The organism is Streptomyces xinghaiensis S187 (genome assembly GCF_000220705.2).
GTDB lineage: Bacteria > Actinomycetota > Actinomycetes > Streptomycetales > Streptomycetaceae > Streptomyces > Streptomyces xinghaiensis.
In genome coordinates, this window is sequence record NZ_CP023202.1 from 5,713,895 (window position 1) to 5,740,724 (window position 26,830).

Sequence of the window (26,830 nt, forward strand, 5' to 3'; positions counted from 1 at the left end):
CACCGGCGGGATCGGGCCGGTGCCACACCGTCGTCCGGACGACGCGTACAGGCCACACGGCCGACGGCTCCTCGGAGGGCGAGTACGCCTGCCGTGCCGCCGGGGGCCGGGCCGGGCTCCGGATCAGCCGCCCCGCAGTTCCCGCGCGAGGCCGTCGATCTCCTCCGCGATCCGGCGCTGGAGGCCGCCGCCGAACGTGACGCGGGTGGCGCCCAGTTCGCCGAGGTCGCGCGGGGTGGGGCCGCCGGGGAGTGCGATCGCGTTGAGCGGGCCGCCGATGCCGGCGGCGAGTTCGGGCAGCAACTCCGGCGGGGCGAGGATCGGGTAGACGCAGTCCACGCCCGCCTCGCGGTAGAGGCGGCCGCGTTCGATCGCCGCGCCGAGGTCCGGTATCCCGCGGAGGAAGGTGTCGACACGGGCGTTGAGGAACAGGGCGCCGCCCGCCGCGGCCCGGACCTCCGCGAGCCAGTCCGCGTGCCACCGCGGGTCCGCCAGCTGGTGGTCCGCCGGACCGGAGTCCTCCAGGTTGCAGCCCACCGCCCCCGCCTCCAGCAGCCGTTCGACCAGTTCGCGGGGCGGCAGCCCGTAGCCGTCCTCGACGTCCGCCGAGACGGGGACGGAGACGGACCGGACGATCCGCCCGATCGCCGCGAACATCTCCTCCGGCGGCGTGCCGCCGCCGTCCGGATGACCGAGGGCCGCCGAGATGCCCGCGCTGGGCGTGGCCAGGGCCGGGAAGCCCGCGGCCTCGAAGGCGCGGGCGCTGACGGCGTCCCACGGGCCGGGGAGGACGAGCGGGGCGGAGGGCGCCCGGCCGTGGTGGAGGGCGCGGAAGGTCTCGGCCCGCGAAGCGGCTCCGTTGGTGCCGTCGGCGGTGTCGGTCGTGGCAGTCATGTGTGTGAGCGTAGGCAACTGCCGTGGAATACGCCTCCGTTCGAGGTGGGCCCGGCTTCGGCACGGCCCGGGAGCGGGTCAGCACACCTCTGGGTCCGGGGGCGGAAGCCCCGGCGGGGGAGCAGTCGGTACAGCGTGCCGGGCCCGGCGGGAACCCGGCCGACAGGGGCGGCCGGGCGCGGTGAGGCGCGGGTCCCCGGTGCCCGGGGGACGGAGGGCCGGGGCCTGGCCAACCGCGTCCGTTCGCGAAGCTGTTCAGGACAGTCCGGGGTCCCCGGGTGCCGGGCGGCGGCCCTCCATGCGCCCGAAGACCGCGAGCGCGTCCTCCGCGGAGTTGCGGGCATGGACGTACTCGTCCGCCCAGGCGGCGGCGTCCGGGAAGGCCGACTCGGCGGCGATCCGCGCGCAGGCGGCCGCGTAGTCGTACGGGGTGCGGCGCAGCTCGACGCCCGGGCCGAGCAGGGCCCAGTGGGCGCCCCGGCGGCCGTACGGCATGCCGACGCTGCCCGGGTTGACGGCCAGACGCCCGTGCACGAGCCGGGCGAACGGCATGTGCGTGTTGCCGCAGACGACCACCTTGACCCCGGCGTCCACACCGGCCAGGACCTCGGCCCAGCGCTCGCCGGACGAGTCGGCGAGGACGATCTCCGCGTCGTCGCGCGGGGTGCCGTGGCAGAACAGCACGCGGCCGAGGCCGTCCACGTCCAGTTCGGCGGTGAGCGGGAGGCCCGCGAGGCGTTCGGCCCGGTCCGGGCGGAGCCGCCCGGCCGCCCAGACGGAGACCGGGATGCCGGCCGGCGCTCCCTCCACCAGCTCCCGGTCCGCGTTGCCCCGGATCCACAGCGCCCGGTCGCCGAGCGAGTCCAGCAGGTCCAGCGTCTCGACGGGCTGCGGCCCGGCCGCCAGGTCGCCGGTGAGCACGATCCGCTCGGCGGACCGGACGGCGGGTTCGGCCAGCACGGCCTCCAGAGCGGGCAGCACCCCGTGGATGTCGGACAGTACGGCGACTCGCTGCGTCATGGCGGCGACGGTAGTGGCACCGGACGTGGACCGCGGGCGGGTTCACTCACCGCGAAGCCCTGCGCCGGCAGGGGCTGTTGCGGCCGTCGGGGCTGTACGGGGTGACGGGGTCGTCCGGGCGGACGTCCCGGATCCGGTGGAGCTCCGGGCGCGGGGGCAGGCCCAGGCCGCTCCGGCTCCTCGTCCCCGACGTGTTCCGCCGGCTCGTCGTCTTGTCGCCACCGAGCGGAACGGCGGGGGCCCGGCCCCTCACCACGCCCCGGGGGGACGCCCGCCACCCGCGTCAGCCGCGTCAGATGCCGAGCTTGGCCGCGTACGCCTTGGCGACGGCGTCCTTGTCGCCCTCCGTCTCCACGCGCGCCTTCTCCTGGCGGCCGTAGAGGAAGAGGAGCAGTTCGCCCGGCTCGCCGGTGACCGTGACCACCGGCGTGCCGCGGTGGGCGACCGCCGTGCGGCCGTCCGGGCGGCGCAGCACCAGGCCGACCGGCGACTTGCGGCCCATCATCCGGGCGGCCTTCTCGATGCGGGACCACAGGGCGTCGGCCAGCACGGGGTCCAGCTCGCGCGGCGTCCAGTCGGGCTGGGCGCGGCGGATGTCCTCGGCGTGCACATAGAACTCGACGGTGTTGGCGGCCTCGTCGATCTGCTTGAGGGTGAACGGCGACATCCGGGGCGGGCCGGTGCGGACGAGCTGGATCAGCTCCTCGTACGGCTTCGCGCCGAACTCGGCGGCCACCCGGTCCAGCCGCGCCGCGAGCGGCTTGACGAACATGCCCGCAGCCGCGTCGGGGCGCCGTTCGCGCACCACGAGGTGCACGGCGAGGTCGCGGGTGGTCCAGTCGCCGCACAGGGTCGGGGCCCCCGGGCCCGCGTTCTCCAACAGATCGGCCAAGAGCAGGCGTTCGCGCTTCGCATGGGTCGACATACCGCCACCCTACGACCGTCCCGGGTGAGCGGCCATGATGCCGCGCGGTGGTTCCGGGGGCAGTGGGGGAGAACCCGGACCGGTCTCGGGGCCGGTCTCGGGGGCGGCCCGGGGGAGACCCCGAGACGGGGCGGTCGCGGCCGGATCCGCCGCCGCGGGGGCGCCGGGTGAGCCGGCGGACCGTGCGCGTGCGGCGGCTTCCCGCAAGCTCCCGGCCGGCGCGGACGTGCGGGAGCGGGCGCCGCGGGCGCGGCCGTGCCGCTCCTTCGGTGCTAGTGCCGCCCCCGCCGTGCGGCCGATTTCACGAGGCCACCGCCGCGGCGGCACAATGGCGCCCATGTCCAGCGACTCCCGCGACCGCACCGATTCCGCCGATTCCGCCGGTCCGGCCGGCTCCTCCGGCCTCGACCCCGCCGTCGCCGCGCGGCTCAAGCGGAACGCCGACGGGCTCGTCCCGGCCATCGCGCAGCAGTACGACACCGGTGAGGTGCTGATGCTGGGCTGGATGGACGACGAGGCCCTGCACCGAACCCTCACCACGGGCCGCTGCACCTACTGGAGCCGCAGCCGCGGCGAGTACTGGGTGAAGGGCGACACCTCGGGGCACGTCCAGCACGTCAAGTCCGTCGCGCTCGACTGCGACGGCGACACCGTGCTCGTCAGGGTCGACCAGGTGGGCGCCGCCTGCCACACCGGTGACCGCACCTGCTTCGACGCGCAGGAACTGCCGCTCGGCCCGGCGGCCCCGGCCGGACCGGGCCCCTCGGCCTGAGGAACCGGGCCCCCTCGGTCCGGCCCCGGCGCCTCCGGTCCGCCGCCGGGGCCCCGGCGGGCCGCATCGTGGAACGCACCCGGTGGCAGCCGCCGCGCACACTAGGATCCGGGTCCATGAGTACCGGCGCCGCCACGATGGATCTCACCACCTTCCGCAAGCTGGCGGCCGACCGCCGCGTCATCCCCGTCAGCCGCAGGCTGCTCGCCGACGGGGACACCCCGGTCGGCCTGTACCGCAAGCTCGCGGCCGAACGCCCCGGCACGTTTCTCCTGGAGTCCGCGGAGAACGGCCGCTCCTGGTCGCGCTACTCCTTCGTCGGTGTCCGCAGCGACGCCACCCTCACCGTCCGCGACGGCGAGGCGCACTGGCTCGGCACGCCCCCCGTCGGAGTCCCCACCGGCGGCGATCCGCTGGAGGCCCTGCGCGCCACGGTCGACACCCTGCACACCCCGCGCGACCTGGGCGACCTCCTCGGCCTGCCGCCCTTCACCGGCGGGATGGTCGGCTACCTCGGCTACGACATCGTCCGCCGCCTGGAGCGGATCGGCGACAGCACCCGTGACGACCTCGGCCTGCCCGAGCTGACCATGCTGCTCACCTCCGACCTGGCCGTGCTCGACCACTGGGACGGCACCGTCCTGCTCATCGCCAACGCGATCAACCACAACGACCTCGACACCGGCGTCGACGAGGCGTACGCGGACGCCGTGGCCCGCCTCGACGCGATGACCGCCGACCTCGCCCGGCCCCTGCCCGGCGGCGCCGCCGCCCTGCCGCCCTCCGAACTGCCCGAGTTCACCCAGCACTGGGGCGGCGCCGCGTACCAGGAGGCCGTCGAGGACATCAAGGAGCGCATCCGGGCCGGCGAGGCGTTCCAGGTCGTCCCGTCCCAGCGGTTCGAGACGCCCTGCCCGGCCTCCGCCCTCGACGTCTACCGGGTGCTGCGCGCCACCAACCCCAGCCCGTACATGTACCTCCTGCGGCTCGACGGCTTCGACGTCGTCGGCTCCAGCCCCGAGGCGCTGGTCAAGGTCGAGGACGGGCGCGCCATGCTGCACCCCATCGCGGGCACCCGGCCGCGCGGCGCCACCCCGCAGGAGGACGCCTCCCTCGCCGAGGAACTGCTGGCCGACCCCAAGGAGCGCGCCGAGCACCTGATGCTGGTCGACCTCGGGCGGAACGACCTCGGCCGGGTGTGCGAGCCGGGCAGTGTGGAGGTCGTCGACTTCATGTCGGTGGAGCGCTACAGCCACGTCATGCACATCGTGTCCACCGTCACCGGCCGTCTCGCCGAGGGCCGCACCGCCTTCGACGTGCTCACCGCCTGCTTCCCGGCCGGCACCCTCTCCGGCGCACCCAAGCCCCGCGCCCTCCAGATCATCGAGGAGCTGGAGCCGACCCGGCGGGGCCTGTACGGGGGCTGCGTCGGCTATCTCGACTTCGCGGGCGACTCCGACACCGCCATCGCCATCCGCACGGCCCTGCTGCGCGACGGCACCGCGTATGTGCAGGCCGGGGCCGGGGTGGTGGCCGACTCCGACCCGGTCTCCGAGGACACCGAGTGCCGCAACAAGGCGGCGGCGGTGCTGCGCGCGGTACGGATGGCGTCGGGGCTGCGGTAGACCGCCCGTTCCGGGCCCTGCCCCGCGCCCGTACCGGGCCGGCCGCGCGCAGCCGGCCGGACCGCGGAAGCGGACGGCGCCGACCGCTTCCGCCGTGCGGTACTCGGGTGCCCCGGACGACACCCGGCCGCTCCGAGAGGCACGGCGGCGGCCGGTACGGTGCCCGGGGTTCCCGGGCGGGCCCCGGGCCGGGCGGTCTCCTGCGAGCCGTTCATCCCCCGGGCCCGACCGCGAAACCGCGGACTGCTACGGGCCCGCGTGCCCGCACCCGGGCCCGTACCGCCCCGGGTGCGGGCAGCGGGGCGGTACGGGTCATAGTGGAAACGTGAGTCCCGTACCCGAGCCGCGCAATCACCCCGAACCCGAGCACCCCGAACCCGAGCACCCCGAACCCGGGCACCCCGCATCCGGCCCTCGCCGGACCGGGGCCGGTCCCGCACCCGGATCCGCCGGCGGCGCCGGAGCCGGGGACACGTCCGGCGGCGCCGGCCGGCGCAGTCTCGCCGCCGCGCTCGCCCTCGGTGCCGCGGGCGCCGCCCTCGCCCTGGTCGCCGGCGGACAGACCTGGTCGGAGGCCACGACCACCGCCGCCCAGGGGGCGCTGCGGGTCGCCGCCGAAGGCCGGGACGTCACCGGCGTGCCCGCCGCGCTGGCCGTCGTCGGGCTCGCCGCGCTGGTCGCCGTGTTCGCCGTGCGCCGCGCCGGGCGGGCCGCCGTCGCCGCGCTGCTGGCGCTCAGCGGCGCGGGCACCGCCGCCGCCTCCCTGTACGGCCGCGCCGGCACCGGGGCACTGGAGGCCGAGGCGGCCCGGGCCACCGGGCTGGTCGGCGCCGGTGTGGAGAACGTCACCCACACCCCTTGGCCGCTGGTCTCCACCGCGGCCGGACTGCTCCTCCTGCTCGCCGGACTGCTCGCCCTGCGCCACGGGCACCGCTGGCCCGCCATGTCCGGCCGGTACGAGCGCCCGTCCGGTGCCGTGCGCCGCGGCGCCGCCGCGCCCGGCCCGGAGCGCCCCGAGGAGATGTGGCACGCCCTGGACCGGGGCGAGGACCCGACCCGCGACCGCTGAGACCACCCCCGGACCCCACCCCGGACCCACCTCCGACCTGCGCGTCGGCCGCGCCGTTCCGACGCTCCGGGACGGCACCCCGGCGCGACGGTGTCACAGCCCGTCGGGAACAATGGACGCCGAGCGTTCACCGCGCCCGAGCCAGGCGCACACAGAGCAACGAGGAGAACTCATGGCGGGCACCGACCACGGACACACCCCGGCCGCCTGGACCGGCGTCATCATCGCCTTCATCGGTTTCTGCGTGGCCAGCGCCTTCACCGTGATGGCCAGCCCCGTGGGCTTCTGGGTGGGTATCGCCCTCGTCTTCCTGGGCGGGATCGTCGGCTGGATGATGAAGAAGGCCGGCCTGGGCCAGGACGCCACGCGCGAGCCGCAGAAGCGGCAGCCGCAGCACTGACCCGCGAGCGGCGCACGGCGCCCCCGCGAACCGGGGCGGAACCGTGAAGGCGCGGCCCCGTGGCCCGTACGGCCGTATGGACGGCGTACGAGGGCCCGGGGCTGCGCCTTTCCGCGTCCGCGGACAGACTCGGCCCTGTGAGCGACGAACCCGCGCACCCCGCACCGTCCCCGCCTCCGGCTCCCGCGTCTCCGTGCCCGCCTCCGCCGCCCGGCGGTGACCGTCACCAGGCCGGCCGTGCCGGGCGGCTCCTTCCGTCCCGCATGAGGCCCCTGGCCGCACCCGCGGGGGCGCTCGCCGCCGGTGCGGCCGCCCTCGGCTGTGTCGGGGCCGTGGACCCCGGGGTGCCGGGGCGTTACCCGGTGTGCCCGCTCTTCCACACGACCGGTCTCCTGTGCCCGGGCTGCGGCGGCCTCCGCGGCGCCCACGCCCTGGCGCGGGGCGATGCGGCCGCCGCCTTCGGCGCCAACGCCCTGGTCGTCCTGGCCCTGGCCGCGGCCGCCGTCGTCTGGGTGCTCTGGTCCGTACGCGCCGTACGCGCCGCCGCCCGGCAGGGGCGTGCCGCCCGCCCCGCGCCGGCCGGGCGCGCCGCGCGGTTCGTGCGGAGCCGTCCGGCGTGGTGGGCCGCGGGGGTGCTCGTCACGGCGTTCACGGTTGTCCGGAACCTGTCGTTCGGCGCGGGCCTGGCACCGTAGAACCGGAACCGGTAGCACCGGGTATGTCCACGTGTCGGGACCCCGGGCGCCCGGATGTGAACGGTGTGCGCCCGGCCGGATACCATCGCAGAGTCTCGCGCAGTCGTGGGCGGGCGGTGCCCGGCGGGCACCGGACGGCCGCGATCGCTCCACCACCGTCCCGGAAGGGGGCCGCTCCCGTGAGTGTGCTCGACGAGATCATCGAGGGAGTCCGTGCCGACCTCGCGGAGCGGCAGGCACGCGTGAGCCTCGACGAGCTCAAGGAGCGGGCGGCCAGGACCCCTCCGGCCAAGGACGGGGCCGCGGCGCTCCGCGGTGACAGCGTCAAGGTCATCTGCGAGGTCAAGCGCTCCAGCCCGTCCAAGGGCGCGCTGGCCGCGATCGCCGACCCGGCCGGGCTCGCCGCCGACTACGAGACGGGCGGCGCGGCCGTCATCAGCGTGCTGACCGAGGAACGGAAGTTCGGCGGCTCGCTCGCGGACCTGGAGGCCGTCCGCGCCCGGGTCGACATCCCCGTGCTGCGCAAGGACTTCATCGTCACCTCTTACCAGCTCTGGGAGGCCCGTGCCCACGGCGCCGACCTCGCCCTGCTCATCGTCGCGGCCCTGGACCAGGCGGCCCTGGTGTCGCTCATCGAGCGCGCCGAGTCGATCGGCCTGACGCCGCTCGTCGAGGTGCACGACGAGGAGGAGGTCGAGCGGGCCGTCGTCGCCGGCGCCCGCATCATCGGCGTCAACGCGCGGAACCTCAAGACGCTGGAGGTGGACCGGGCCAACTTCGGGCGGATCGCCCCGGGGATCCCCGACCACATCGTCAAGATCGCGGAATCGGGCGTGCGCGGACCGCACGACCTGATCGCGTACGCCAACGAGGGCGCGGACGCCGTGCTCGTCGGGGAGTCGCTGGTCACCGGCCGCGACCCCAGGACGGCGGTGGCCGACCTCGTGGCGGCCGGCGCGCACCCGGCCCTGCGGCACGGACGCGGCTGAGGCGCCCCGATGACCCGTTCCCCGTACGCACGGCTCGCCCGCGGCTGCCGGCCGCGGGGCTGCCGCGCGCCCGCGCGGCGGGTGCGGGGGCGTCGGGTGCGCTACCACATCGGCAGCGAGCCGGGGCAGATCAACGGCATGCGATGGCGCGCCGCGGCGCGCGTACACCCGGCCGGCACGGCCTGACACCGCCCGGCCCCGCCGACAGGCGGGCCGGGAGAGGCAGGACGGTTCCTCCGGCTGCTTCCCGATTCCTGAGCGCTCTCGGCTGTCGGACCCGGGCCCGGACCCGAGTCGTCCGGGCTCTCACGGAGCCCGGAGGCCGGATGCCCCGGATGCACCGGACCTGGAGGGCCCCGTGACGGGGCCCCGGGCCCCGGAGGGCTCGGTCACCGGGCCGTCGGAGCCGTCCGAGCCGGCTGCCGGGCGCCCGATGCGGGCGGTCCGGCCGCTCCCGGAGCCCGTACGGCCCGGACCGTCGGGATCCGGGCGCTTCCGGCGCCGGCGTGCCGCAGCGGTGTCCGGTGCCGGCCCGCGACCGCCCTTCCCGCCCCGTCCCGCGCGTACGGCCGCACCGGCCGACCGCTCCGGGGCCGGGCGAGGGGCACCGCCGGGGCCGGCCGGTGTACGCCCGCCTCCCCCCGACCGTCCGGATCTTTCACTTCATCACCCCACCACCCGGGGCCTCGCGCCCCGGCACGAGGAGTACCGTAGATGTCCTCCGATTTCTTCATCCCGGACCCCGAGGGTCTGGTCCCCAGCCCCGAGGGCTACTTCGGCGCGTTCGGCGGCAAGTTCATCCCCGAGGCGCTGGTCGCCGCGGTCGACGAGGTGGCCGCTGAGTACGCCAAGGCGAAGGCCGACCCGGCCTTCGCCGCCGAGCTGGACGAACTGCTCGTCAACTACACCGGCCGCCCCAGCGCCCTCACCGAGGTCCGGCGGTTCGCGGAGCACGCCGGTGGCGCCCGGGTCTTCCTCAAGCGGGAGGACCTCAACCACACCGGCTCCCACAAGATCAACAATGTGCTGGGGCAGGCGCTGCTGACCCGCCGCATGGGCAAGACCCGCGTCATCGCCGAGACCGGCGCCGGGCAGCACGGGGTCGCGACGGCCACGGCCTGCGCCCTCTTCGGCCTCGAATGCACCATCTACATGGGCGAGGTCGACACCAAGCGGCAGGCGCTCAACGTGGCGCGGATGCGGATGCTCGGCGCCGAGGTCATCGCGGTCAAGTCGGGCAGCCGCACCCTGAAGGACGCCATCAACGAGGCGTTCCGCGACTGGGTCGCCAACGTCGACCACACCCACTACCTCTTCGGCACGGTCGCCGGACCGCACCCGTTCCCCGCCCTGGTCCGCGACTTCCACCGGGTGATCGGCGTCGAGGCGCGCCGGCAGATCCTGGAGCGCGCCGGCCGGCTGCCGGACGCGGTGGCGGCCTGCGTGGGCGGCGGCTCCAACGCCATCGGCCTGTTCCACGCGTTCCTCCCCGACGAGGCCGTCCGGCTCGTCGGCTTCGAGCCCGCCGGGCACGGCGTGGAGACCGGCGAGCACGCGGCGACCCTCACCGAGGGCACGTCCGGCATCCTGCACGGCTCCCGGAGCTACGTCCTCCAGGACGAGGACGGCCAGATCACCGAGCCGTACTCGATCTCCGCCGGGCTCGACTACCCGGGCGTCGGCCCCGAGCACGCCTACCTCAAGGACACCGGCCGCGCCGAGTACCGCGCGGTCACCGACGACGAGGCGATGCAGGCGCTGCGGCTGCTGTCGGAGACCGAGGGCATCATCCCGGCCATCGAGAGCGCGCACGCGCTGGCCGGCGCCCTCGTCCTCGGCCGCGAACTCGGCCCCGAAGGGCTGGTGCTGGTCAATCTCTCCGGCCGCGGCGACAAGGACATGGAGACCGCCGCGCGCTACTTCAAGCTGTACGACCCGAGCGACGAGATCGAGGCCGAGTGATGGCGGGCAACCTGGAACTCCTGGAATCCGTCCTGGCCAAGGCCAAGGGGGAGGGCCGGGCCGCGCTGGTCGGCTATCTGCCCGCCGGTTTCCCGACCGTGGACGGCGGGGTGCGGGCCGTCACGGCGATGGTCGAGGGCGGCTGCGACGTGGTCGAGGTCGGGCTGCCGCACAGCGACCCGGTGCTGGACGGGCCGGTCATCCAGACCGCCGACGACATCGCCCTGCGGGCCGGGCTGCGCATCACCGACGTGATCCGCACGGTGGCCGAGGTGCACGCCGCGACCGGGGCGCCGGTGCTCTGCATGACGTACTGGAACCCGGTCGACCAGTACGGCGTCGAGCGGTTCGCCGCGGACCTGGCCGGGGCCGGGGGTGCGGGCTGCATCCTGCCCGACCTCCCCGTCGAGGAGTCCGCGGTGTGGCGTGAGGCCGCGGCGCGGCACGGCCTGGCCACGGTCTTCGTCGTCGCGCCGAGCAGCCGGGACGAGCGGCTGGCGAAGATCACGGCGGTCGGCAGCGGCTTCGTCTACGCGGCCTCCCTGATGGGGGTCACCGGCACCCGGGAGTCCGTCGGCGAGCAGGCGCAGGACCTGGTACGCCGCACCCGGGCCACCACCGGACTGCCCGTCTGCGTCGGGCTCGGTGTCTCCAACCCGGAGCAGGCGGCCGAGGTCGCGGCGTTCGCCGACGGGGTGATCGTCGGCTCGGCCTTCGTCAAACGGCTGCTGGACGCGCCGGACCTGGAGAGCGGGCTGGACGGAGTCCGGTCGCTGGCAGGGGAGCTGGCGAAGGGCGTGAGCCGCGGGGCCTGACCGCCCGGATCAGCGGGGGAGGGGAACGGGGAGGCCTGCGCCTCCCCGTTCCGCCGTTCCGGCTCCGTTCCGGCTCTCGGCCGCTGTCGGCCCGCTGGATTACCCTGGCACCACCCCCACACCCCGTCACCGGCCGGGCCGCCGTGCGTCCCGCCCGGCCGCCCCGTGCGACCCCAGGAGATGTGAGGACCGTGACCGCAGAGCCGCCCGCCACCGGCCGGGCCGCGGATGAGCCCGAGCTGCCCGCGATATCCGAGGAGGAGTGGGCGCGGTTCGTCGAGGAGAGCGCCGGGCCCGCGCGGGCCCGGGCACCCAGGGAGCCGTCGGCGCGTGCCCGTATGGTCACCGAACGGCTGCGCCGGGAGGGCGAGGCGGCCGCCCGGCACCGGGGCACCCTCCGCCGGTGGCGCCGGCGGGGGAGGCCGGCCGCGCCCCGGCAGCCGGAGGGGTGGCGGACCGCGCCCGCCCGGCCGCAGGCCCGCGGGCAGCGCTGGTCGGGCGTGGTGGCCGGCCTGGTCTTCGTCGTCCTGCTGGTCGTGGTGGTGGCCGACCCGGCCCGGGTCCTCTCCTGACGCCGGTCTCCCCGGCCCCGGTCTCCGGGGCGTGTGCCCGCCGGGCGCCCGGCACCGGCTGCTCCCCCGTGACCGTCCGGACACGGGAGAGCGAGGGGAGGACGGGGGCGCGGGGCCGCGCCCGGTGCGGCCCGTTACGGAGCCGTTGCCGGGCGGGTTGCCCGGTCCCCCGCCCGGCACGGTAGCGTCGGGACCGCCATGGACCTCGCATACATTCCCAGTCCGTCGACCGGCGTGATCGAACTCGGTCCGATCCCGCTGCGCGGCTACGCGTTCAGCATCCTCATCGGCGTCTTCGCCGCCGTCTGGATCGGAGGCCGGCGCTGGGTCGCCCGCGGCGGCCTGCCCGGCACGGTGGCCGACATCGCCGTCTGGGCCGTGCCGTTCGGTCTCGTCGGCGGCCGTCTCTACCACATCTTCACCACGTACGAGCCCTACTTCGGTGAGGACGGCAACTGGGTCGACGCCTTCAAGATCTGGGAGGGCGGGCTCGGCATCTGGGGGGCCATCGCCCTCGGCGCCGTCGGGGCGTGGATCGGAGCCCGGCGCCGCGGCGTCCCGCTCCCGGCCTACGCGGACGCGGTCGCTCCCGGTATCGCCGTCGCCCAGGCCATCGGCCGCTGGGGCAACTGGTTCAACCAGGAGCTGTACGGCAGGGCCACCGATGTGCCCTGGGCCCTGAAGATCGACAAGGGCCCCGAGCCCGGGCTCTACCACCCCACGTTCCTCTACGAATCGCTGTGGTGCGTCGGCGTCGCCCTGCTGGTGATCTGGGCGGACCGCCGCTTCAAGCTCGGCCACGGGCGGGCCTTCGCGCTGTATGTCGCCGCGTACACCGTGGGCCGCGGCTGGATCGAGTATCTGCGGATCGACGAGGCCAACCACGTGCTCGGCCTGCGCCTCAACGTCTGGACCTCGATGATCGTCTTCCTCGGGGCGGTCGCCTACATGATCGTCTCCTCCCGGCTGCGCCCCGGCCGGGAGGCCGTGGTGGAACCGGCGGCGGAGGAGGCCCGCGCGGCCGGGGCCGCCGACGCCGGGCGGGACGGCGAGAAGGGCAGCGAGAAGGACGGCGGGCCCGGGAAGGACGCCGGGGCGACGGGGACCGCGGAGAGCGGCGATGCCGATGCCCCCACCGGGTCCGGCGAACCGGCGGTGTCCGGCGGCGGCACGGCCGCTGCGGACGGCCCGGGCGACGGTGACGGCACCGCGGACTCCGGGGCGGGCACCACCAAGAAGCTCTGAGACGGAGATCACGGACACGCCCGCGGACGGCGGCGGCCCTGAGGGGGACCGCCGCCGTTTCGTCTGCCCACTTCACCGCCCGGAAGTGAAACCGCAGGTCAGAGAGGTAAGTTCGGCCTTCCTTGCTGGCGGCGCCAAGGCATCGCGCGTACCTTCGCAGCCAGGGGGAGCCGACGGGCTGTCCCGGGGAAGGGAGCACCACACCCATGGCCAGCAGCAGCGCCGCCGACAACCTCACCGCGGATGTCACCGGGGCCGAGGACAAGCCGCACGACGCGCACCGGGACAACCACACCCACCGCGACGTCAACGGCGGCTGGCTCCGCCCCGCGGTCTTCGGCGCGATGGACGGCCTGGTGTCGAACCTGGCCCTGATCACGGGTGTCGCGGGCAGCAACGTCGCCTCGCAGACCATCGTGATCACCGGGATGGCGGGCCTCGCCGCCGGAGCCTTCTCCATGGCCGCCGGCGAGTACACCTCGGTGGCCTCGCAGCGTGAGCTGGTGCTGGCCGAGCTGGAGGTCGAGCGCGAGGAGATACGGAAGAACCCGGCGGAGGAGGAGCGGGAGCTCGCGGAGCTCTACGTATCGCGCGGCGTGGAGCCGGAGCTGGCACGGCAGGTCGCCGAGCAGCTCTCCCGCGATCCCGAGCTGGCCCTGGAGATCCACGTCCGGGAGGAGCTCGGGGTCGATCCCGGCGACCTGCCCTCGCCGGCGGTCGCCGCCGTCTCCTCCTTCGGGGCCTTCGCGGTGGGTGCCGTCCTTCCCGTGCTGCCGTATCTGCTGGGCGCGGAGCAGCTGTGGCCGGCGGTGCTGCTCGCCCTGGCCGGGCTGTTCCTCTGCGGCAGCCTGGTGGCGAGAGTCACGGCCCGCTCCTGGTGGTACAGCGGGCTCCGGCAGTTCATCCTGGGGGGAGCCGCCGCCGCCTTGACGTACGGTCTGGGCTCCCTCATCGGAACGGCCGTAAACTGAGGGGACCGGCCACGCCGGCCGGTGGGTCCTCCCGGCCGGGAAACCGGTTGTTACTTGCGGGTTTCGATCGGTGCCCGGCTGGGCATGAGCCGGAAGCGCTACGGGCAGTGCCGCCCGTCCGGCGCCGGAGAAGACGAGGGCCGAACGCTCCTGTCGCTCCCCCCACCACCGCTCTGAGCTGGTGGTGTCCGCATGATGGAACGCCGTTTTCGCGCTGCGGGACAGCGGTCATCATGTAACCTGCACGAAATTCGCAGAGGGCCAACGTCGTCCCTCGGCACTGACACTGCCACGACGACGACGGGAGAGCCGATGCGCACGCCGCGCCTGCTGTCCGACCACTCCGCGGCCAGCGGTGGGAACACCGCCTGGTCGCCCCTGGCCGGACGCCCTGACCAGCAGGGCATGTACGACCCGCGCAACGAGCACGACGCCTGCGGCGTCGGCTTCGTGGCCACCCTCACCGGTGAGGCGAGCCACGACATGGTCGAGCAGGCCCTCACCGTGCTGCGCAATCTGGAACACCGCGGCGCCACCGGCTCCGAGCCCGACTCCGGCGACGGCGCGGGCATCCTCCTCCAGATCCCGGACGCCTTCCTCCGCGAGAACGTCTCCTTCGAGCTCCCCGCGGCCGGCGCCTACGCCGTCGGTATCGCCTTCCTCCCCGCCGGTGACAGCGAGGCCGCGGGCCGCGTCGAAGCCATCGCCGCAGACGAGGGCCTGACCGTCCTCGGCTGGCGCGAGGTGCCCGTCGCCCCGCAGATGCTCGGCGCCGGCGCCCGCGCCACCATGCCGGACTTCGCCCAGCTCTTCGTGGCCGACGGCGAGAACACCGGGCTGGACCTGGACCGCAAGGCGTTCCTGCTCCGCAAGCGCGCCGAGCGCGAGGCCGGGGTCTACTTCCCCTCCCTCTCCGCCCGGACGATCGTCTACAAGGGCATGCTCACCACCGGGCAGCTGGAGCCGTTCTTCCCGGACCTCTCCGACCGCACCTTCGCCACCGCGATCGCGCTGGTCCACTCCCGGTTCTCCACCAACACCTTCCCGAGCTGGCCCCTCGCCCACCCCTACCGGTTCGTCGCGCACAACGGCGAGATCAACACCGTCAAGGGCAACCGCAACTGGATGCGGGCGCGCGAGTCGCAGCTCGCCAGCGACCTGTTCGGCGAGAAGGCCGCCGAGCGCGTCTTCCCGGTCTGCACCCCCGACGCCTCCGACTCCGCCTCCTTCGACGAGGTCCTGGAGCTGCTGCACCTCGGCGGCCGTTCACTCCCGCACAGCGTGCTGATGATGATCCCGGAGGCGTGGGAGAACCACACCTCGATGGACCCGGCCCGCCGCGCGTTCTACCAGTACCACGCGACGATGATGGAGCCCTGGGACGGCCCCGCCTGCGTCACCTTCACCGACGGCACCCAGGTCGGCGCCGTTCTCGACCGCAACGGTCTGCGCCCGGGCCGCTACTGGGTCACCGACGACGGCCTCGTCGTGCTCTCCTCCGAGGTCGGCGTCGTCGACGTCGACCCGGCCAAGGTCGTCCGCAAGGGCCGCCTCCAGCCCGGCCGCATGTTCCTGGTGGACACCGCCGAGCACCGCATCATCGAGGACGACGAGATCAAGGCCGAGCTCGCCGCCGAGCAGCCCTACCAGGAGTGGCTGGAGACCGGCCTGATCGACCTGGCCGACCTGCCGGAGCGCGAGCACGTCGCGCACACCCACGCCTCCGTCATCCGCCGCCAGCAGACCTTCGGCTACACCGAGGAGGAGCTGCGCATCCTCCTCGCCCCGATGGCCAAGACCGGCGCCGAGCCCATCGGCTCCATGGGCACCGACTCGCCCATCGCCGCCCTCTCCGACCGGCCCCGGCTGATCTTCGACTACTTCACCCAGCTCTTCGCGCAGGTCACCAACCCGCCGCTGGACGCCATCCGCGAGGAGCTCGTCACCTCGCTGCTCTCCTCCCTCGGCCCGCAGGGCAACCTGCTGGAGCCGACCGCCGCGTCCTGCCGCAGCGTCACCCTGCCGTTCCCGGTGATCGACAACGACGAGCTGGCCAAGCTCGTCCACATCAACGCCGACGGCGACCTGCCCGGCTTCAAGGCCGTCACCCTCTCCGGTCTCTACCGGGTGAGCGGCGGCGGCGAGGCGCTGGCCGCGCGGATCGACGAGATCTGCGCCGAGGCCGCCTCCGCCATCGAGGACGGCGCCCGGCTGATCGTCCTCTCCGACCGGCACTCCGACGCCGAGCACGCGCCGATCCCCTCGCTGCTGCTCACCTCCGCGGTCCACCACCACCTCATCCGCACCAAGCAGCGCACCCAGGCGGGCCTGCTGGTCGAGGCCGGTGACGTCCGCGAGGTCCACCACGTCGCCCTGCTGATCGGCTACGGCGCCGCCGCCGTCAACCCGTACCTGGCGATGGAGTCGGTCGAGGACCTGGTCCGGGCCGGCACCTTCCTGCCCGGTGTCGAGCCCGAGACCGCCATCCGCAACCTGATCAAGGCGCTCGGCAAGGGCGTCCTGAAGGTCATGTCCAAGATGGGCATCTCCACCGTCGCCTCCTACCGCGGCGCGCAGGTCTTCGAAGCCGTCGGCCTGGACGAGTCCTTCGTCGAGAAGTACTTCCACGGCACCACCACCAAGATCGGCGGCGCGGACCTGGACGTCATCGCCCAGGAGGTCGCCGCCCGGCACACCAAGGCGTACCCCGTCTCCGGCATCGCCGCGGCCCACCGCGCCCTCGACATCGGCGGCGAGTACCAGTGGCGCCGCGAGGGCGAGCCGCACCTCTTCGACCCGGAGACGGTCTTCCGGCTGCAGCACTCCACGCGCACCCGCCGCTACGACATCTTCAAGCAGTACACCCGGCGGGTCGACGAGCAGTCCGAGCGGCTGATGACGCTCCGCGGCCTGTTCTCCTTCAAGTCCGGCCGCCCCTCGATCCCGATCGAGGAGGTCGAGCCCGCCTCGGAGATCGTCAAGCGCTTCTCCACCGGCGCCATGTCGTACGGCTCCATCTCCCAGGAGGCGCACGAGACCCTCGCCATCGCCATGAACCAGCTCGGCGGCAAGTCCAACACCGGTGAGGGCGGCGAGGACCCGGACCGGCTCTACGACCCGGCCCGCCGCTCGTCGATCAAGCAGGTCGCCTCCGGCCGCTTCGGCGTCACCAGCGAGTACCTCGTCAACTCCGACGACATCCAGATCAAGATGGCCCAGGGCGCCAAGCCCGGCGAGGGCGGCCAGCTGCCCGGCCACAAGGTCTACCCGTGGGTCGCCAGGACCCGGCACTCCACCCCGGGCGTCGGCCTGATCTCCCCGCCGCCGCACCACGACATCTACTCGATCGAGGACCTCGCCCAGCTCATCCACGACCTGAAGAACGCCAACCCGCAGGCGCGCATTCACGTCAAGCTGGTCTCCGAGGTCGGCGTCGGCACCGTCGCCGCCGGCGTCTCCAAGGCCCACGCCGACGTGGTGCTGATCTCCGGCCACGACGGCGGCACCGGCGCCTCGCCGCTCACCTCCCTCAAGCACGCGGGCGGCCCCTGGGAGCTCGGCCTCGCCGAGACCCAGCAGACCCTGCTGCTCAACGGGTTGCGCGACCGCATCGTCGTGCAGACCGACGGCCAGCTGAAGACCGGCCGCGACGTGGTCGTCGCCGCGCTCCTCGGCGCCGAGGAGTTCGGCTTCGCCACCGCGCCGCTCGTCGTCTCCGGCTGCGTCATGATGCGCGTCTGCCACCTGGACACCTGCCCGGTCGGCATCGCCACCCAGAACCCGGTGCTGCGCGAGCGGTTCAGCGGCAAGGCCGAGTACATCGTCAACTACTTCCAGTTCATCGCCGAGGAGGTCCGCGAGCTCCTCGCCGAGCTGGGCTTCCGCACCCTGGAGGAGGCGGTCGGCCACGCCGAGCTGCTGGACACCTCCCGGGCCGTCGGCCACTGGAAGGCGCAGGGCCTCGACCTGGAGCCGCTGCTCCACGTCCCGGACCTGCCGGCCGGTGCCGCCCGGCACCAGGTGATCGAGCAGGACCACGGCCTGGGCAAGGCCCTCGACAACGAGCTGATCAAGCTCGCGTCGGACGCGCTCGCCGCGGACAGCGCCGAGAAGGCCCAGCCGGTCCGGGCCCGGCTCGCGATCCGCAACATCAACCGGACCGTGGGCACCATGCTCGGCCACGAGGTGACCAAGCGGTTCGGCGGCGCCGGGCTGCCGGACGACACCATCGACATCACCTTCACCGGCTCCGCCGGCCAGTCCTTCGGCGCCTTCGTGCCGCGCGGCGTCACCCTGCGGCTGGAGGGCGACGCCAACGACTACGTCGGCAAGGGCCTCTCCGGCGGCCGGCTCGTCGTGCGCCCGGACCGCGGCGCCGACCATCTCGCCGAGTACTCGACCATCGCGGGCAACACCATCGCCTACGGCGCGACCGGCGGCGAGATCTTCCTCCGCGGCCGGGTCGGCGAGCGCTTCTGCGTCCGCAACTCCGGCGCCACGGTCGTCTCGGAGGGCGTGGGCGACCACGGCTGCGAGTACATGACCGGCGGTCACGCGGTCGTCCTCGGCGAGACCGGGCGCAACTTCGCGGCCGGCATGTCCGGCGGCGTCGCGTACGTCATCGACCTGGACAAGGACAACGTCAACCCGGACCTCGTGTCCGCCGTCGAGGCGCTCGACGCCGACGACGCACGCTGGCTGCACGACGTCGTGCGGCGCCACCACGAGGAGACCGGCTCCACCGTCGCCCGGGCGCTGCTCGACGACTGGGACGCGGCCCTGCCCCGCTTCGGCAAGGTCGTCCCCGCCACCTACAAGGCCGTGCTCGCCGCCAAGGACGCCGCCGAGCGAGCGGGACTCTCCGAGTCCGAGACCCACGAGAAGATGATGGAGGCGGCGATCAATGGCTGACCCCAAGGGCTTCCTGACCACGGGCCGCGAGGTCGCCGAGACCCGCCCCGTCCCCGAGCGCGTCAAGGACTGGAACGAGGTCTACGTCCCCGGCTCCCTGCTGCCGATCATCAGCAAGCAGGCCAGCCGATGCATGGACTGCGGCATCCCCTTCTGCCACCAGGGCTGCCCGCTCGGGAACCTCATCCCCGAGTGGAACGACTACGTCTACCGCGAGGACTGGACGGCGGCGAGCGAGCGGCTGCACGCCACCAACAACTTCCCGGAGTTCACCGGGAAGCTGTGCCCGGCGCCGTGCGAGGCCTCCTGCGTCCTCGGCATCAACCAGCCGCCGGTGACCATCAAGAACGTCGAGGTCACCATCGCCGAGAAGGCGTGGGACCGCGGCGACATCACCCCGCAGCCCCCGGAGCGGCTCTCCGGCAAGACCGTCGCCGTGATCGGCTCCGGTCCGGCCGGCCTGGCCGCCGCCCAGCAGCTCACCCGGGCCGGCCACACCGTCGCCGTCTTCGAACGAGCCGACCGCATCGGCGGTCTGCTCCGCTACGGCATCCCCGAGTTCAAGATGGAGAAGCGCCACATCAACCGCCGCATCGAGCAGATGCGCGCGGAGGGCACCCGCTTCCGCACCGAGATGGAGATCGGCCGGGACATCAACGCGGCCAAGCTGCGCAAGCGGTACGACGCCGTCGTCATCGCCGTCGGCGCCACCACCGCCCGCGACCTGCCCGTCCCCGGCCGTGAGCTGAACGGCATCCACCAGGCGATGGAGTACCTGCCGCTCGCCAACAAGGTGCAGGAGGGCGACCTCACCGTCTCCCCGATCAGCGCCGAGGGCAAGCACGTCGTCGTCATCGGCGGCGGCGACACCGGCGCGGACTGCGTCGGCACCGCCCACCGGCAGGGCGCGGCCTCCGTCACCCAGCTGGAGATCATGCCGCAGCCGGGCGAGGACCGGGCGCCGAACCAGCCCTGGCCGACGTTCCCGATGCTCTACAAGGTCACCTCCGCGCACGAGGAGGGCGGAGAGCGGGTCTACTCCGTCTCCACCACCCACTTCGAGGGCGACGAGGACGGCAACGTCCAGTGGCTGCACATGGCCGAGGTCGAGTTCAAGGACGGCAAGCTCGAACAGAAGCCCGGCACCGAGCGGAAGATCCCGGCGCAGCTCGTCACGCTCGCCATGGGCTTCACCGGCACCGACCGGGAGAACGGCATGGTCGAGCAGTTCGGCCTGGAGCTCGACGCCCGCGGCAACATCGCCCGGGACGAGCACTACGCCACCAACGTCGACGGCGTCTTCGTGGCCGGCGACGCCGGACGCGGCCAGTCGCTCATCGTCTGGGCCATCGCCGAGGGCCGCTCCGCGGCACGCGGCGTGGACCGCTACCTGACCGGCGGCAGCTCCCTGCCCGCCCCCATCCGCCCGACGGACCGCGCCCTGACGGTCTGACGGCCCGGAACCCGCGCCGCTCCGGCGGCGTACGGAACCAACGCGGCGCCCGCCCCTCCCACCACGGAGGGACGGGCGCCGCGCCGTTCGGTACGGGGGCAGCCGGGCGGCTCGGTCAGCAGGGGAGCAGAGCGGCCGTCACCACCGGGCCGCAGGACGGCGTCGCCGCCTTCCCCGTCTCCGCCGTCTCCTCCTGCACCGGGGCGACCCAGGTCAGAAGCACGGCGGCCGCGATGGCCAGCATCCCGGCCAGCGCGAGACCGCGGGCCCGGCCCACCATGCGCCAGATGGCGCGGGTGCGTTCGGTCTCGTAGTCGAGAACCCGGGTGGCGTCCAGGGTGGGGGTGTAGCCGGGCGGGCCGTGCACGGCGGACACGGTGAGCCACGAGGCCGCGATCAGCGCGGCGAACGAGGCGGCGAGCAGACCGATCACCGCCCACCGCCACCAGCCGGGCAGATCCAACAGATTCTCCCGGCCCTTCAGCACGAACACCGCACCGATCAGCCCGGTCAGCGAGGCGATGAAGTTGCGGTAGCCCTCCGCCTGCTGCCGCGCGGCCCGGAGCTGCTCGTGCGGCTCCACCATGGCCCGCAACCGGCGGTCGGCGGCGGCCAGTTGCTCGGGCGTGAACCGCCAGGGGGTCCGTGGGCCGCCGGGAGCGCCGCCCGTGCCCCCGGCGCCCGGGGCAGCGCCCGTCACTGGTGCGCCTCCGCCCCGCCGAGGCCCGGCAGCCCGCCGGGAGGGAGCTCGATCAGCAGATGGGCGCCGCAGCCCGCGCTGTCCTCCTCCGGCGGCCGGCCGGCGTGGGCCCGGCCGCAGAGGCAGCGGGTGTAGAGCGGGGCGCGATCCTCCTCGCTGTCCCCCTCACGGCCTCCGCCTCCGCCTCTCCGCCTCCGTCGCAGCGCTTCCAGCCCGCCGCCCTTGGCCACGTAGGCGTACTGGTTGAGTTCCCAGCGGCGGACCATGGTGCCGTGGCACTCCGGGCACTCCCCGGCGGCCTCGTACACCCCCTCGCCGATGCGCCGCCAGGTGAACCCCGCCACGACGGCTCTGGCCTGCGGGTCCCACTCCACCGAACGGTGACCGGTCATCACGGTGCTCCTGTCGTGCGGGGAGGATCCGGCAAGGTTAAGCCGAAGAGCCCCGCGTAGCGGGTGAGGCGCTCCAGGATGCGGGCGGGGGAGAGGTCCGTCTCCTCGGAACAGAGCAGAACGTGGTCCGGGTCCACCGTGCCGGAGAGCGCGGGGGCCCGGCCGGTGAGCCGCTCGGTGAGGACGATGACGTCCGCCCAGTCGGGGACGACGTCCCGCTCCTCACCCTCCGGGTCCCGGACGGTGATGTCGAGGCCGAGCTCGGCGAAGGGCGCGTAGCGCTCGTAGGTCTTGGCGAGCGACCACCCGAACCGTCCCGCGACGAGGACGAGTTCGAGCGCGCCGAGGCTGCCGGGGCCGAGCAGGCCCGCATCGAAGGCCGCCTGGTCGGCCTTGATCGGGGTGAGTTCGTCGAGGAGGCCGGGGTCTTCGCCGCGGGTGAGCGTCCCGGGCGGCTCGGGCGCTCCCGCGCCCGCGAATCCGGCCAGCCGGCGGGCCGACGCCCCCACGGTCAGCCGGGAGCGGAGCGCGTGCTGAACGATGGCGCCGATCGTCAGGCGCTCCACGAAGCGGGTGGGCTCGACCTCGTCACACAGCGCCTGGCAGTCCTGGGCCCGCGGGCACAGGGCGGCCGCGGCCCCGGTGAGCTCCGCGGCTCGCAGGGGCAGACCGTATTGCTGTGCTTCCTGGAGCAGCAGCGCCCGGGCTCCCGCCAGATCCAGTGAGAAATCCGCAGCCAAGGATAGGAACTGGGCTCCCGTCAGGCCGACGCCGTCGAGATCTGCCTGACCGACCAGGCTGTAGGAACGGTGACTGACAAGAATCTTGGACGGCGGGTGTCCGGCCCGGACGGCGTCCATGGTCGGCTGCACCTCGCCGGCGTCCAGCAGCCCGAACTCCACCAGGTGGGACAGCGTTTCCTCCAAGGGCTCTGCCTCGTCCGGGTCGGCAGACGCGTCCCAGGACGCGGAGAGCAGCGTCCACGGCCCGATCCGGTGGCCTCGTACGCGAGGAGCCGGCCGCAGTGCGTACTGGAGCCAGTCCGGCACCCGCCAGCCCGCGCTGCGTGCGGGAATCCGCGGACCGCGGATACCAGTGATCGTGCTGCACCGGTCGATGCGTTCGACCACCTCGCCCACCGGCAGTTTCAGCCGCTGAGACGCACGGAGTACGTGCCATGGATCGGGGTCCGCGCCCAGCCAGGGCGCTGAGCCGTCGAGGTCTCTGGAGAGCAGCCAAGGACCCAGCGCGTCGAGTTCCGTGACGGCGGCGGCGGTCGGGGAGACGGGGCCGACGACCGCTTCCCCGACATCCTCGCGGAGAGCGCGGATCTGGTCGAGGGAGGCGTCGGGTATCTCCATGGCCCGGGGTTCGTCCGCTCGTACCCGGGTGTTCCGCGGCTTCAGCCGGCCGACGGCATCACTGGCCTCGAACCCGGCCAGAGCGGTGGCCTCGGAAGGGCTGATGGTCCGTGCCCCGGCGGCCCCCAGGGGAGGCGGGGTGGGAAGCCTGTCGTCGAGCGCCGACAGTTGCGTCAGCGCCTCAGCCGCCCGGCTCAGCGGCACCTCGCTCAACGCGGCGGCCAGCAGCAGCGGGGCGTGCTGTGTCGGAGGGCCGGCTTCCGGCGGGAAGGGCACCCCCCAGTAGGAGGGGCGCGGCAGGAGGAACTCCCGGTAGCACTCGTAGACATCCGCGACCACCCTGTCGGGGCGGACGGACCGCAGCGCGCGGATGTCCGGTGCCTCGGGCACATACAGCCCGGCGATGGCGTAGCGGCGCAGGGCCCGCACCGCCTCGGCGAGCGGGATCTCCACCGCTGCGGACGTGCGCACCGCCGCGGCCCAGTCGGGCGCGGGCAGACCGTTGAGGAACAGCAAGCTGTCGAGTCCCGCCGGTTCGGGATACCCGGTGAACGAGAGATCCAAGTCGCCCCGGTCGATTCCCAGGGACTGTCGTCGCCAGTCGAGCACCAGGCCGTTTTCCGAGGGCCGGTCGGGCTCATGCAGAAAGTGGAACCAGGGACTGCTCACTACCTGGCCGTCCAGAGGAAGGACACCGGCCTTCGCCAACGGGACCGAGACGCTGACGGGCTTGTGGGACCGGGCATCCGGCTCCACGAATCCGGCCGCGCCCGGCAGCAGAAGATCCACCAGCCGTACAGCGAGCCGTGGTTCGGTCTCGCAGAGGCGCCACAACCATTCCAGCGAGACCTTCTTCCAGCCCTGCGCGCCCGCCACCGCCTCGGCGTGGTCCATCAGGATACGGAGCACCCGGTCGCGGTCGTATGACAGCAGCCGGTTCCGGTCCACGCTCGGCACCGGCTCGTACCGTTCGCGCAGATTAACGATGGAGCCGGACACGGCAGGGGCGTCGCGGACCACGACCCCGTCGAGGAGCAGCTGCCCCTTCCCCTGGACGAACCAGGCGTCGCGGTGCGCATGCACGGGGCCGCCCGGCCAGCTCCGGGAGGGCCGGAGTCTCCGCGCGTGCCAGGTGACGCTCCGCTCCTGCGACCGGGCCCGGCCCGCCTCCGCCCGTTCGACGGCCGTCACGTCGTAGTCGCTGAACCACAGCAGTGACTCCAGGGTGTCCAGCAGCGACGGCCGGGGGCCGTCGTGGTGCGCCAGGTACAGCCGGACGCGAGTGCCGCCGAGGCGAGGCGCGTTCCACTCCTGCCGGATCTGCAGCAGCCCGGAACCGGACTGGATGTCGGCCCGCAGCTGTTCCTGGGGGATGTGCTCACCGAACCGGTCCACCGGACAGGTGCGGACCTCCACCTCCTCCGCCAGCATGAAGTAGCTGAACACCCCGATGCCGAAACGGCTGTTCAGATGGACGTCGTCGAGCCCCGCCCGGCGCCAGTTGCGGCGTTCCTGGACGAAGTCCGGGTCCTGCTCGTAGCGCCGGCCCGCCCGGGCGAACATCGATGTCAGCTTCTCGCGGGTCATCCCCGAGCCGTTGTCCTCGCACTCGATGTACGCGCGCCCCTCCTCGTCCACCCCCTGCCGGAACACGATCCTCGGCCGCCAGCCGTCGGAGTGCCCGCTGTGCCGTTTCCGGCCGTACCGCACGCGCATCTCGCGGTACCGGCAGGCGTCCAGGGCGTTCTGGTACAGCTCCCGCACCGCGAGCATCGGATCGCCGTAGAGCTGGGTGCCCATGAGCAGCGGCCGGATCTCGTCCTCGGCCAGCCGGAACCGCTCCAGCGGCTCGGTGTACTTCCGGTCGCGCGGCTTCAGCAGCCCGGTGGAGACCCGGCGCGGCAGGCCGCGCAGCAGCGGGGCCCGGCCCTGGTGGTGCCGGTGGATCTCGCGGAACGCCGTGTCGGCGCGGGCGGCCAGCTCCTCCACCGCCGCGTGCAGGGCGGGATGCGGGCACCGGAAGCTCACCTCGACGCCGTGCCGTTCCTTCTCGCCGCCACGTTTCCCCGGGTCGTACCGCAGACCTTCCGAAAGGGAGATCACCGCGTCGGACGGCGAGAGGGGCGTGCGCGCGGCGAGATGGTCGACCAGCACGCTGGACAGCATGCGCGTGTCCACGGCCAGCAGGGCCGCGGCCCACAGCAGGGTGGCCAGTTGCTCACCGCGCCAGCGGGTGCCCTGGACCGGGGGATGGTCGTTCCAGCCGTCCGGCGCGTCCGGGTCGTTGATGCGGGGGCTGCCGCCCGGGCGCACGGAGACATGCCCGAGCACCTGCCGGAGCTGACTGCTGATCTCCTCTCGGGACTGAGCGACCGGCCCGCACCAGCCGGGCGCCGGGGTCGCCGCGAGCACGGCGGACACGGCGACGTCGAAGAGCTTCTCCGCCGACGGATACTGGCCCGTGCACTCCCAGACCAGGTCCCAGTCGGCGACGAAGCGGTGCCGCAGCCACTGGTCGGCGGCCCGGGCGGCGGCGAGCTGGCCGCGCTCACGCAGGGTCGCGGCCGTGCGGCGCACCAGGTGGTGCGCCCGGCCCATGTCCCGCAGCTCGCTGCGGACCAGCTGGGCGTGGGCGTCAAGGCCGCCGGGCTCCCGGCCGTCCGGCGCGGTGGCGCCGTCCGCCGCCCCGCGGTCCGCGTCCTCCCGCGGAAGCGCCCCCAGTTCGTCCATGAGGAGGGCCACGATGCCCTCGTGGACGATCGGCGCGGCGAGCAGCGCGGCCGTCTCGGGCGGCGACAGCCGCTCGTCCTCCCGCAGCCCGGCCTGTACGGCCAGTTCCCCGAGCTGTCCGATCAGCCGCTCGGGGTAGCGGGGGTCGTCCCACGGGTCGGGGTGCCGGGCGAGGGTGTCGGTACGCAGACCGACGACCAGCCGCACCAGGTGACGTAACCGGTCCAGCACCGGCTCCCGTACGCTGCCGGCGTCCGCGGTGACGTCCCACAGCGCTGACTTCTCGACGGCCTCGGTCCAGCGGTGCGTTGTCTCCGACCCGTCGCACACCACGGCTGACCGCGCCGACTCCCACGACCAGTCGGGGACCTGCCGGTCGACCCGCGGCGGGACGGTGCCGTCCCCGGCCGCCCTGCCCGCGACCGTGCGGACGTACTCATAGACCTCGCCGATCGTCTTGGGAGCGGCGCTTGCCGACAGCGCCTCGGCGAGCGCCCGGCCGAACCAGCTTCCCTGGGCATCGGCGTAGGCCGCTTCGCCCGGGCTGCAGCTGTACAGCCACACCACCGAGCCGTGGTCGCCGGAGAGCTTCCGCTCGTCGTCGTGGATGAACGGCACGACTCCGTCCTCCCGGCAGGCGTCCAGGCAGACGACGGCGGTCACGCCGCGGGAGAGGCCGGCGAGCAGTTCCCCCGGGGCGGTCCGGAGCAGCGTGCGGGGGTTGACGCAGGGCAGACCGCCACGAGCGGGGCCGGGCTGGGCGTCGGCGGGGACCAGATAGTGCCGCTTGTCGAGGGTGACGCCGTGACAGGTGAGGTAGACCAGGGCGGTGTCCCCGGGTTCGCAGGAGGCGAAGAACGTGCCGAGGGCACCGATGATGCCGTTGCCGCCCACATCCCGGCAGTCGGGGTCGGGATGGTCCTGGTGCAGCGACCGCACCTCGTACCCCGAGCTCTTCAGCGCCGCGCTCATCAGCTCGATGTCCTGCGGTACGCAGTCCAGCGCCGGATAGGCCGCGGCCAGGCCCGGGTCCCGGTGCAGTGCCCGGGTCTCCCTGACGCCGATCAGCAGCGCCCGCCGGCGGCCGGCTTCCCGCGCGGAATCCGAATCCGTCACTCCCCGCCCCCTGTTCAGCCTGACCCGGCCGATGATTCCAGACGGGTCGGACACGGGAGGCGCTTCCCGGCACATCCAAGGGCGGACGGCCCGGGCGGTTCGCCGCGTACCCCCGGACCGGTGAGGCCGTCACCCGGGCGGACCGCCCCGGTCGCGGGGCGCGGGAGCCGGCGGTAGTTCTCGGAGAGTCGCCGCGGATCACCCGCCGTGTCC

20 protein-coding genes are annotated in these 26,830 nt (G+C 74.0%); 14 read left to right on the forward strand and 6 right to left on the reverse strand.

The window, feature by feature from the left end:
- Positions 1 to 123: 123 nt before the first annotated feature.
- The 3 genes from SXIN_RS24390 to SXIN_RS24400 all read right to left on the reverse strand — a co-directional run bounded on the left by SXIN_RS24390 (position 124) and on the right by SXIN_RS24400 (position 2,839).
- Entirely contained in the window at positions 124 to 894 is a 771-nt protein-coding gene (locus SXIN_RS24390; RefSeq protein WP_019709505.1) for an isocitrate lyase/PEP mutase family protein, read from the reverse strand.
- Positions 895 to 1,149: 255 nt separating this feature from the next.
- Positions 1,150 to 1,914 carry a metallophosphoesterase family protein gene (locus SXIN_RS24395; RefSeq protein ID WP_019709506.1) on the reverse strand — a complete coding sequence of 255 codons (765 nt, stop codon included), beginning with the start codon at positions 1,912 to 1,914 and terminating at the stop codon, positions 1,150 to 1,152.
- A 292-nt stretch (positions 1,915 to 2,206) separates the two neighbouring features.
- On the reverse strand, positions 2,207 to 2,839 hold the full coding sequence (locus tag SXIN_RS24400) for a TIGR03085 family metal-binding protein (RefSeq protein ID WP_019709507.1): 633 nt from the start codon (positions 2,837 to 2,839) through the stop codon (positions 2,207 to 2,209).
- A gap of 337 nt (positions 2,840 to 3,176) precedes the next feature.
- Between SXIN_RS24400 and hisI the strand changes: the two genes are divergently transcribed.
- The 14 genes from hisI (at position 3,177) to SXIN_RS24465 (ending at position 20,318) form a co-directional block, all read left to right on the forward strand.
- Positions 3,177 to 3,611, forward strand: coding sequence for a phosphoribosyl-AMP cyclohydrolase (gene hisI, locus SXIN_RS24405; protein ID WP_019706838.1), 435 nt, complete (start codon positions 3,177 to 3,179; stop codon positions 3,609 to 3,611).
- Between the two features lie 116 nt (positions 3,612 to 3,727).
- Positions 3,728 to 5,236, forward strand: coding sequence for an anthranilate synthase component I (locus SXIN_RS24410; protein WP_019709508.1), 1,509 nt, complete (start codon positions 3,728 to 3,730; stop codon positions 5,234 to 5,236).
- Positions 5,237 to 5,561: 325 nt separating this feature from the next.
- On the forward strand, positions 5,562 to 6,305 hold the full coding sequence (locus tag SXIN_RS32485) for a TIGR02234 family membrane protein (RefSeq protein ID WP_238153853.1): 744 nt from the start codon (positions 5,562 to 5,564) through the stop codon (positions 6,303 to 6,305).
- Between the two features lie 172 nt (positions 6,306 to 6,477).
- Positions 6,478 to 6,705, forward strand: a complete 228-nt coding sequence (locus tag SXIN_RS24420; RefSeq protein WP_019706500.1) for an HGxxPAAW family protein — start codon at positions 6,478 to 6,480, stop codon at positions 6,703 to 6,705.
- Between the two features lie 263 nt (positions 6,706 to 6,968).
- Positions 6,969 to 7,400, forward strand: a complete 432-nt coding sequence (locus SXIN_RS24425) for a DUF2752 domain-containing protein (RefSeq protein WP_095757536.1) — start codon at positions 6,969 to 6,971, stop codon at positions 7,398 to 7,400.
- A 179-nt stretch (positions 7,401 to 7,579) separates the two neighbouring features.
- On the forward strand, positions 7,580 to 8,389 hold the full coding sequence (gene trpC / locus SXIN_RS24430; RefSeq protein ID WP_039817468.1) for an indole-3-glycerol phosphate synthase TrpC: 810 nt from the start codon (positions 7,580 to 7,582) through the stop codon (positions 8,387 to 8,389).
- A gap of 9 nt (positions 8,390 to 8,398) precedes the next feature.
- Positions 8,399 to 8,575 carry a tryptophan biosynthesis modulator TrpM gene (trpM, locus tag SXIN_RS33090; RefSeq protein WP_167466117.1) on the forward strand — a complete coding sequence of 59 codons (177 nt, stop codon included), beginning with the start codon at positions 8,399 to 8,401 and terminating at the stop codon, positions 8,573 to 8,575.
- A 528-nt stretch (positions 8,576 to 9,103) separates the two neighbouring features.
- Positions 9,104 to 10,351 carry a tryptophan synthase subunit beta gene (trpB, locus tag SXIN_RS24435; protein ID WP_019709509.1) on the forward strand — a complete coding sequence of 416 codons (1,248 nt, stop codon included), beginning with the start codon at positions 9,104 to 9,106 and terminating at the stop codon, positions 10,349 to 10,351.
- The gene (trpA, locus tag SXIN_RS24440; RefSeq protein WP_019709510.1) at positions 10,351 to 11,166 is read left to right on the forward strand and encodes a tryptophan synthase subunit alpha; all 816 of its coding nucleotides are present in this window, start codon (positions 10,351 to 10,353) and stop codon (positions 11,164 to 11,166) included. The genes trpB and trpA overlap by 1 nt, the downstream gene beginning before the upstream one ends.
- A gap of 191 nt (positions 11,167 to 11,357) precedes the next feature.
- Positions 11,358 to 11,738, forward strand: coding sequence for a hypothetical protein (locus SXIN_RS24445; protein WP_095757537.1), 381 nt, complete (start codon positions 11,358 to 11,360; stop codon positions 11,736 to 11,738).
- Between the two features lie 198 nt (positions 11,739 to 11,936).
- Positions 11,937 to 12,983 carry a prolipoprotein diacylglyceryl transferase gene (gene lgt / locus SXIN_RS24450; RefSeq protein ID WP_019709512.1) on the forward strand — a complete coding sequence of 349 codons (1,047 nt, stop codon included), beginning with the start codon at positions 11,937 to 11,939 and terminating at the stop codon, positions 12,981 to 12,983.
- Between the two features lie 206 nt (positions 12,984 to 13,189).
- Positions 13,190 to 13,954: a VIT1/CCC1 transporter family protein gene (locus SXIN_RS24455; protein WP_019709513.1), complete on the forward strand. Its 765-nt coding sequence runs from the start codon at positions 13,190 to 13,192 to the stop codon at positions 13,952 to 13,954.
- A gap of 312 nt (positions 13,955 to 14,266) precedes the next feature.
- The gene (gene gltB / locus SXIN_RS24460) at positions 14,267 to 18,865 is read left to right on the forward strand and encodes a glutamate synthase large subunit (RefSeq protein WP_019709514.1); all 4,599 of its coding nucleotides are present in this window, start codon (positions 14,267 to 14,269) and stop codon (positions 18,863 to 18,865) included.
- Positions 18,858 to 20,318 carry a glutamate synthase subunit beta gene (locus SXIN_RS24465; RefSeq protein ID WP_019709515.1) on the forward strand — a complete coding sequence of 487 codons (1,461 nt, stop codon included), beginning with the start codon at positions 18,858 to 18,860 and terminating at the stop codon, positions 20,316 to 20,318. Before gltB ends, SXIN_RS24465 begins: the two co-directional genes overlap by 8 nt.
- A gap of 115 nt (positions 20,319 to 20,433) precedes the next feature.
- On the opposite strand, the gene SXIN_RS24470 is transcribed toward SXIN_RS24465, so the two are convergent.
- From SXIN_RS24470 to SXIN_RS24480, 3 genes are read right to left on the reverse strand one after another with little or no spacing between them, the layout of a single operon-like run.
- Complete coding sequence (locus SXIN_RS24470; protein WP_192883627.1) at positions 20,434 to 21,018, reverse strand: hypothetical protein; 585 nt, start codon at positions 21,016 to 21,018, stop codon at positions 20,434 to 20,436.
- Complete coding sequence (locus tag SXIN_RS24475; RefSeq protein WP_019709517.1) at positions 21,015 to 21,410, reverse strand: hypothetical protein; 396 nt, start codon at positions 21,408 to 21,410, stop codon at positions 21,015 to 21,017. The genes SXIN_RS24470 and SXIN_RS24475 overlap by 4 nt, the downstream gene beginning before the upstream one ends.
- Entirely contained in the window at positions 21,410 to 26,617 is a 5,208-nt protein-coding gene (locus SXIN_RS24480) for an HD domain-containing protein (RefSeq protein ID WP_192883628.1), read from the reverse strand. The genes SXIN_RS24475 and SXIN_RS24480 overlap by 1 nt, the downstream gene beginning before the upstream one ends.
- Between the last annotated feature and the right edge of the window lie 213 nt (positions 26,618 to 26,830).

Bases quoted from the DNA above. Each gene is read 5' to 3' on its own strand.
- SXIN_RS24390 (WP_019709505.1), bottom strand. From the start codon at position 894: ATGACTGCCACGACCGACACCGCCGACGGCACCAACGGAGCCGCTTCG.
- SXIN_RS24395 (WP_019709506.1), bottom strand. From the start codon at position 1,914: ATGACGCAGCGAGTCGCCGTACTGTCCGACATCCACGGGGTGCTGCCC.
- SXIN_RS24400 (WP_019709507.1), bottom strand. From the start codon at position 2,839: ATGTCGACCCATGCGAAGCGCGAACGCCTGCTCTTGGCCGATCTGTTG.
- hisI (WP_019706838.1), top strand. From the start codon at position 3,177: ATGTCCAGCGACTCCCGCGACCGCACCGATTCCGCCGATTCCGCCGGT.
- SXIN_RS24410 (WP_019709508.1), top strand. From the start codon at position 3,728: ATGAGTACCGGCGCCGCCACGATGGATCTCACCACCTTCCGCAAGCTG.
- SXIN_RS24420 (WP_019706500.1), top strand. From the start codon at position 6,478: ATGGCGGGCACCGACCACGGACACACCCCGGCCGCCTGGACCGGCGTC.
- SXIN_RS24425 (WP_095757536.1), top strand. From the start codon at position 6,969: ATGAGGCCCCTGGCCGCACCCGCGGGGGCGCTCGCCGCCGGTGCGGCC.
- trpM (WP_167466117.1), top strand. From the start codon at position 8,399: ATGACCCGTTCCCCGTACGCACGGCTCGCCCGCGGCTGCCGGCCGCGG.
- trpB (WP_019709509.1), top strand. From the start codon at position 9,104: ATGTCCTCCGATTTCTTCATCCCGGACCCCGAGGGTCTGGTCCCCAGC.
- trpA (WP_019709510.1), top strand. From the start codon at position 10,351: ATGGCGGGCAACCTGGAACTCCTGGAATCCGTCCTGGCCAAGGCCAAG.
- lgt (WP_019709512.1), top strand. From the start codon at position 11,937: ATGGACCTCGCATACATTCCCAGTCCGTCGACCGGCGTGATCGAACTC.
- SXIN_RS24455 (WP_019709513.1), top strand. From the start codon at position 13,190: ATGGCCAGCAGCAGCGCCGCCGACAACCTCACCGCGGATGTCACCGGG.
- gltB (WP_019709514.1), top strand. From the start codon at position 14,267: ATGCGCACGCCGCGCCTGCTGTCCGACCACTCCGCGGCCAGCGGTGGG.
- SXIN_RS24465 (WP_019709515.1), top strand. From the start codon at position 18,858: ATGGCTGACCCCAAGGGCTTCCTGACCACGGGCCGCGAGGTCGCCGAG.
- SXIN_RS24475 (WP_019709517.1), bottom strand. From the start codon at position 21,410: ATGACCGGTCACCGTTCGGTGGAGTGGGACCCGCAGGCCAGAGCCGTC.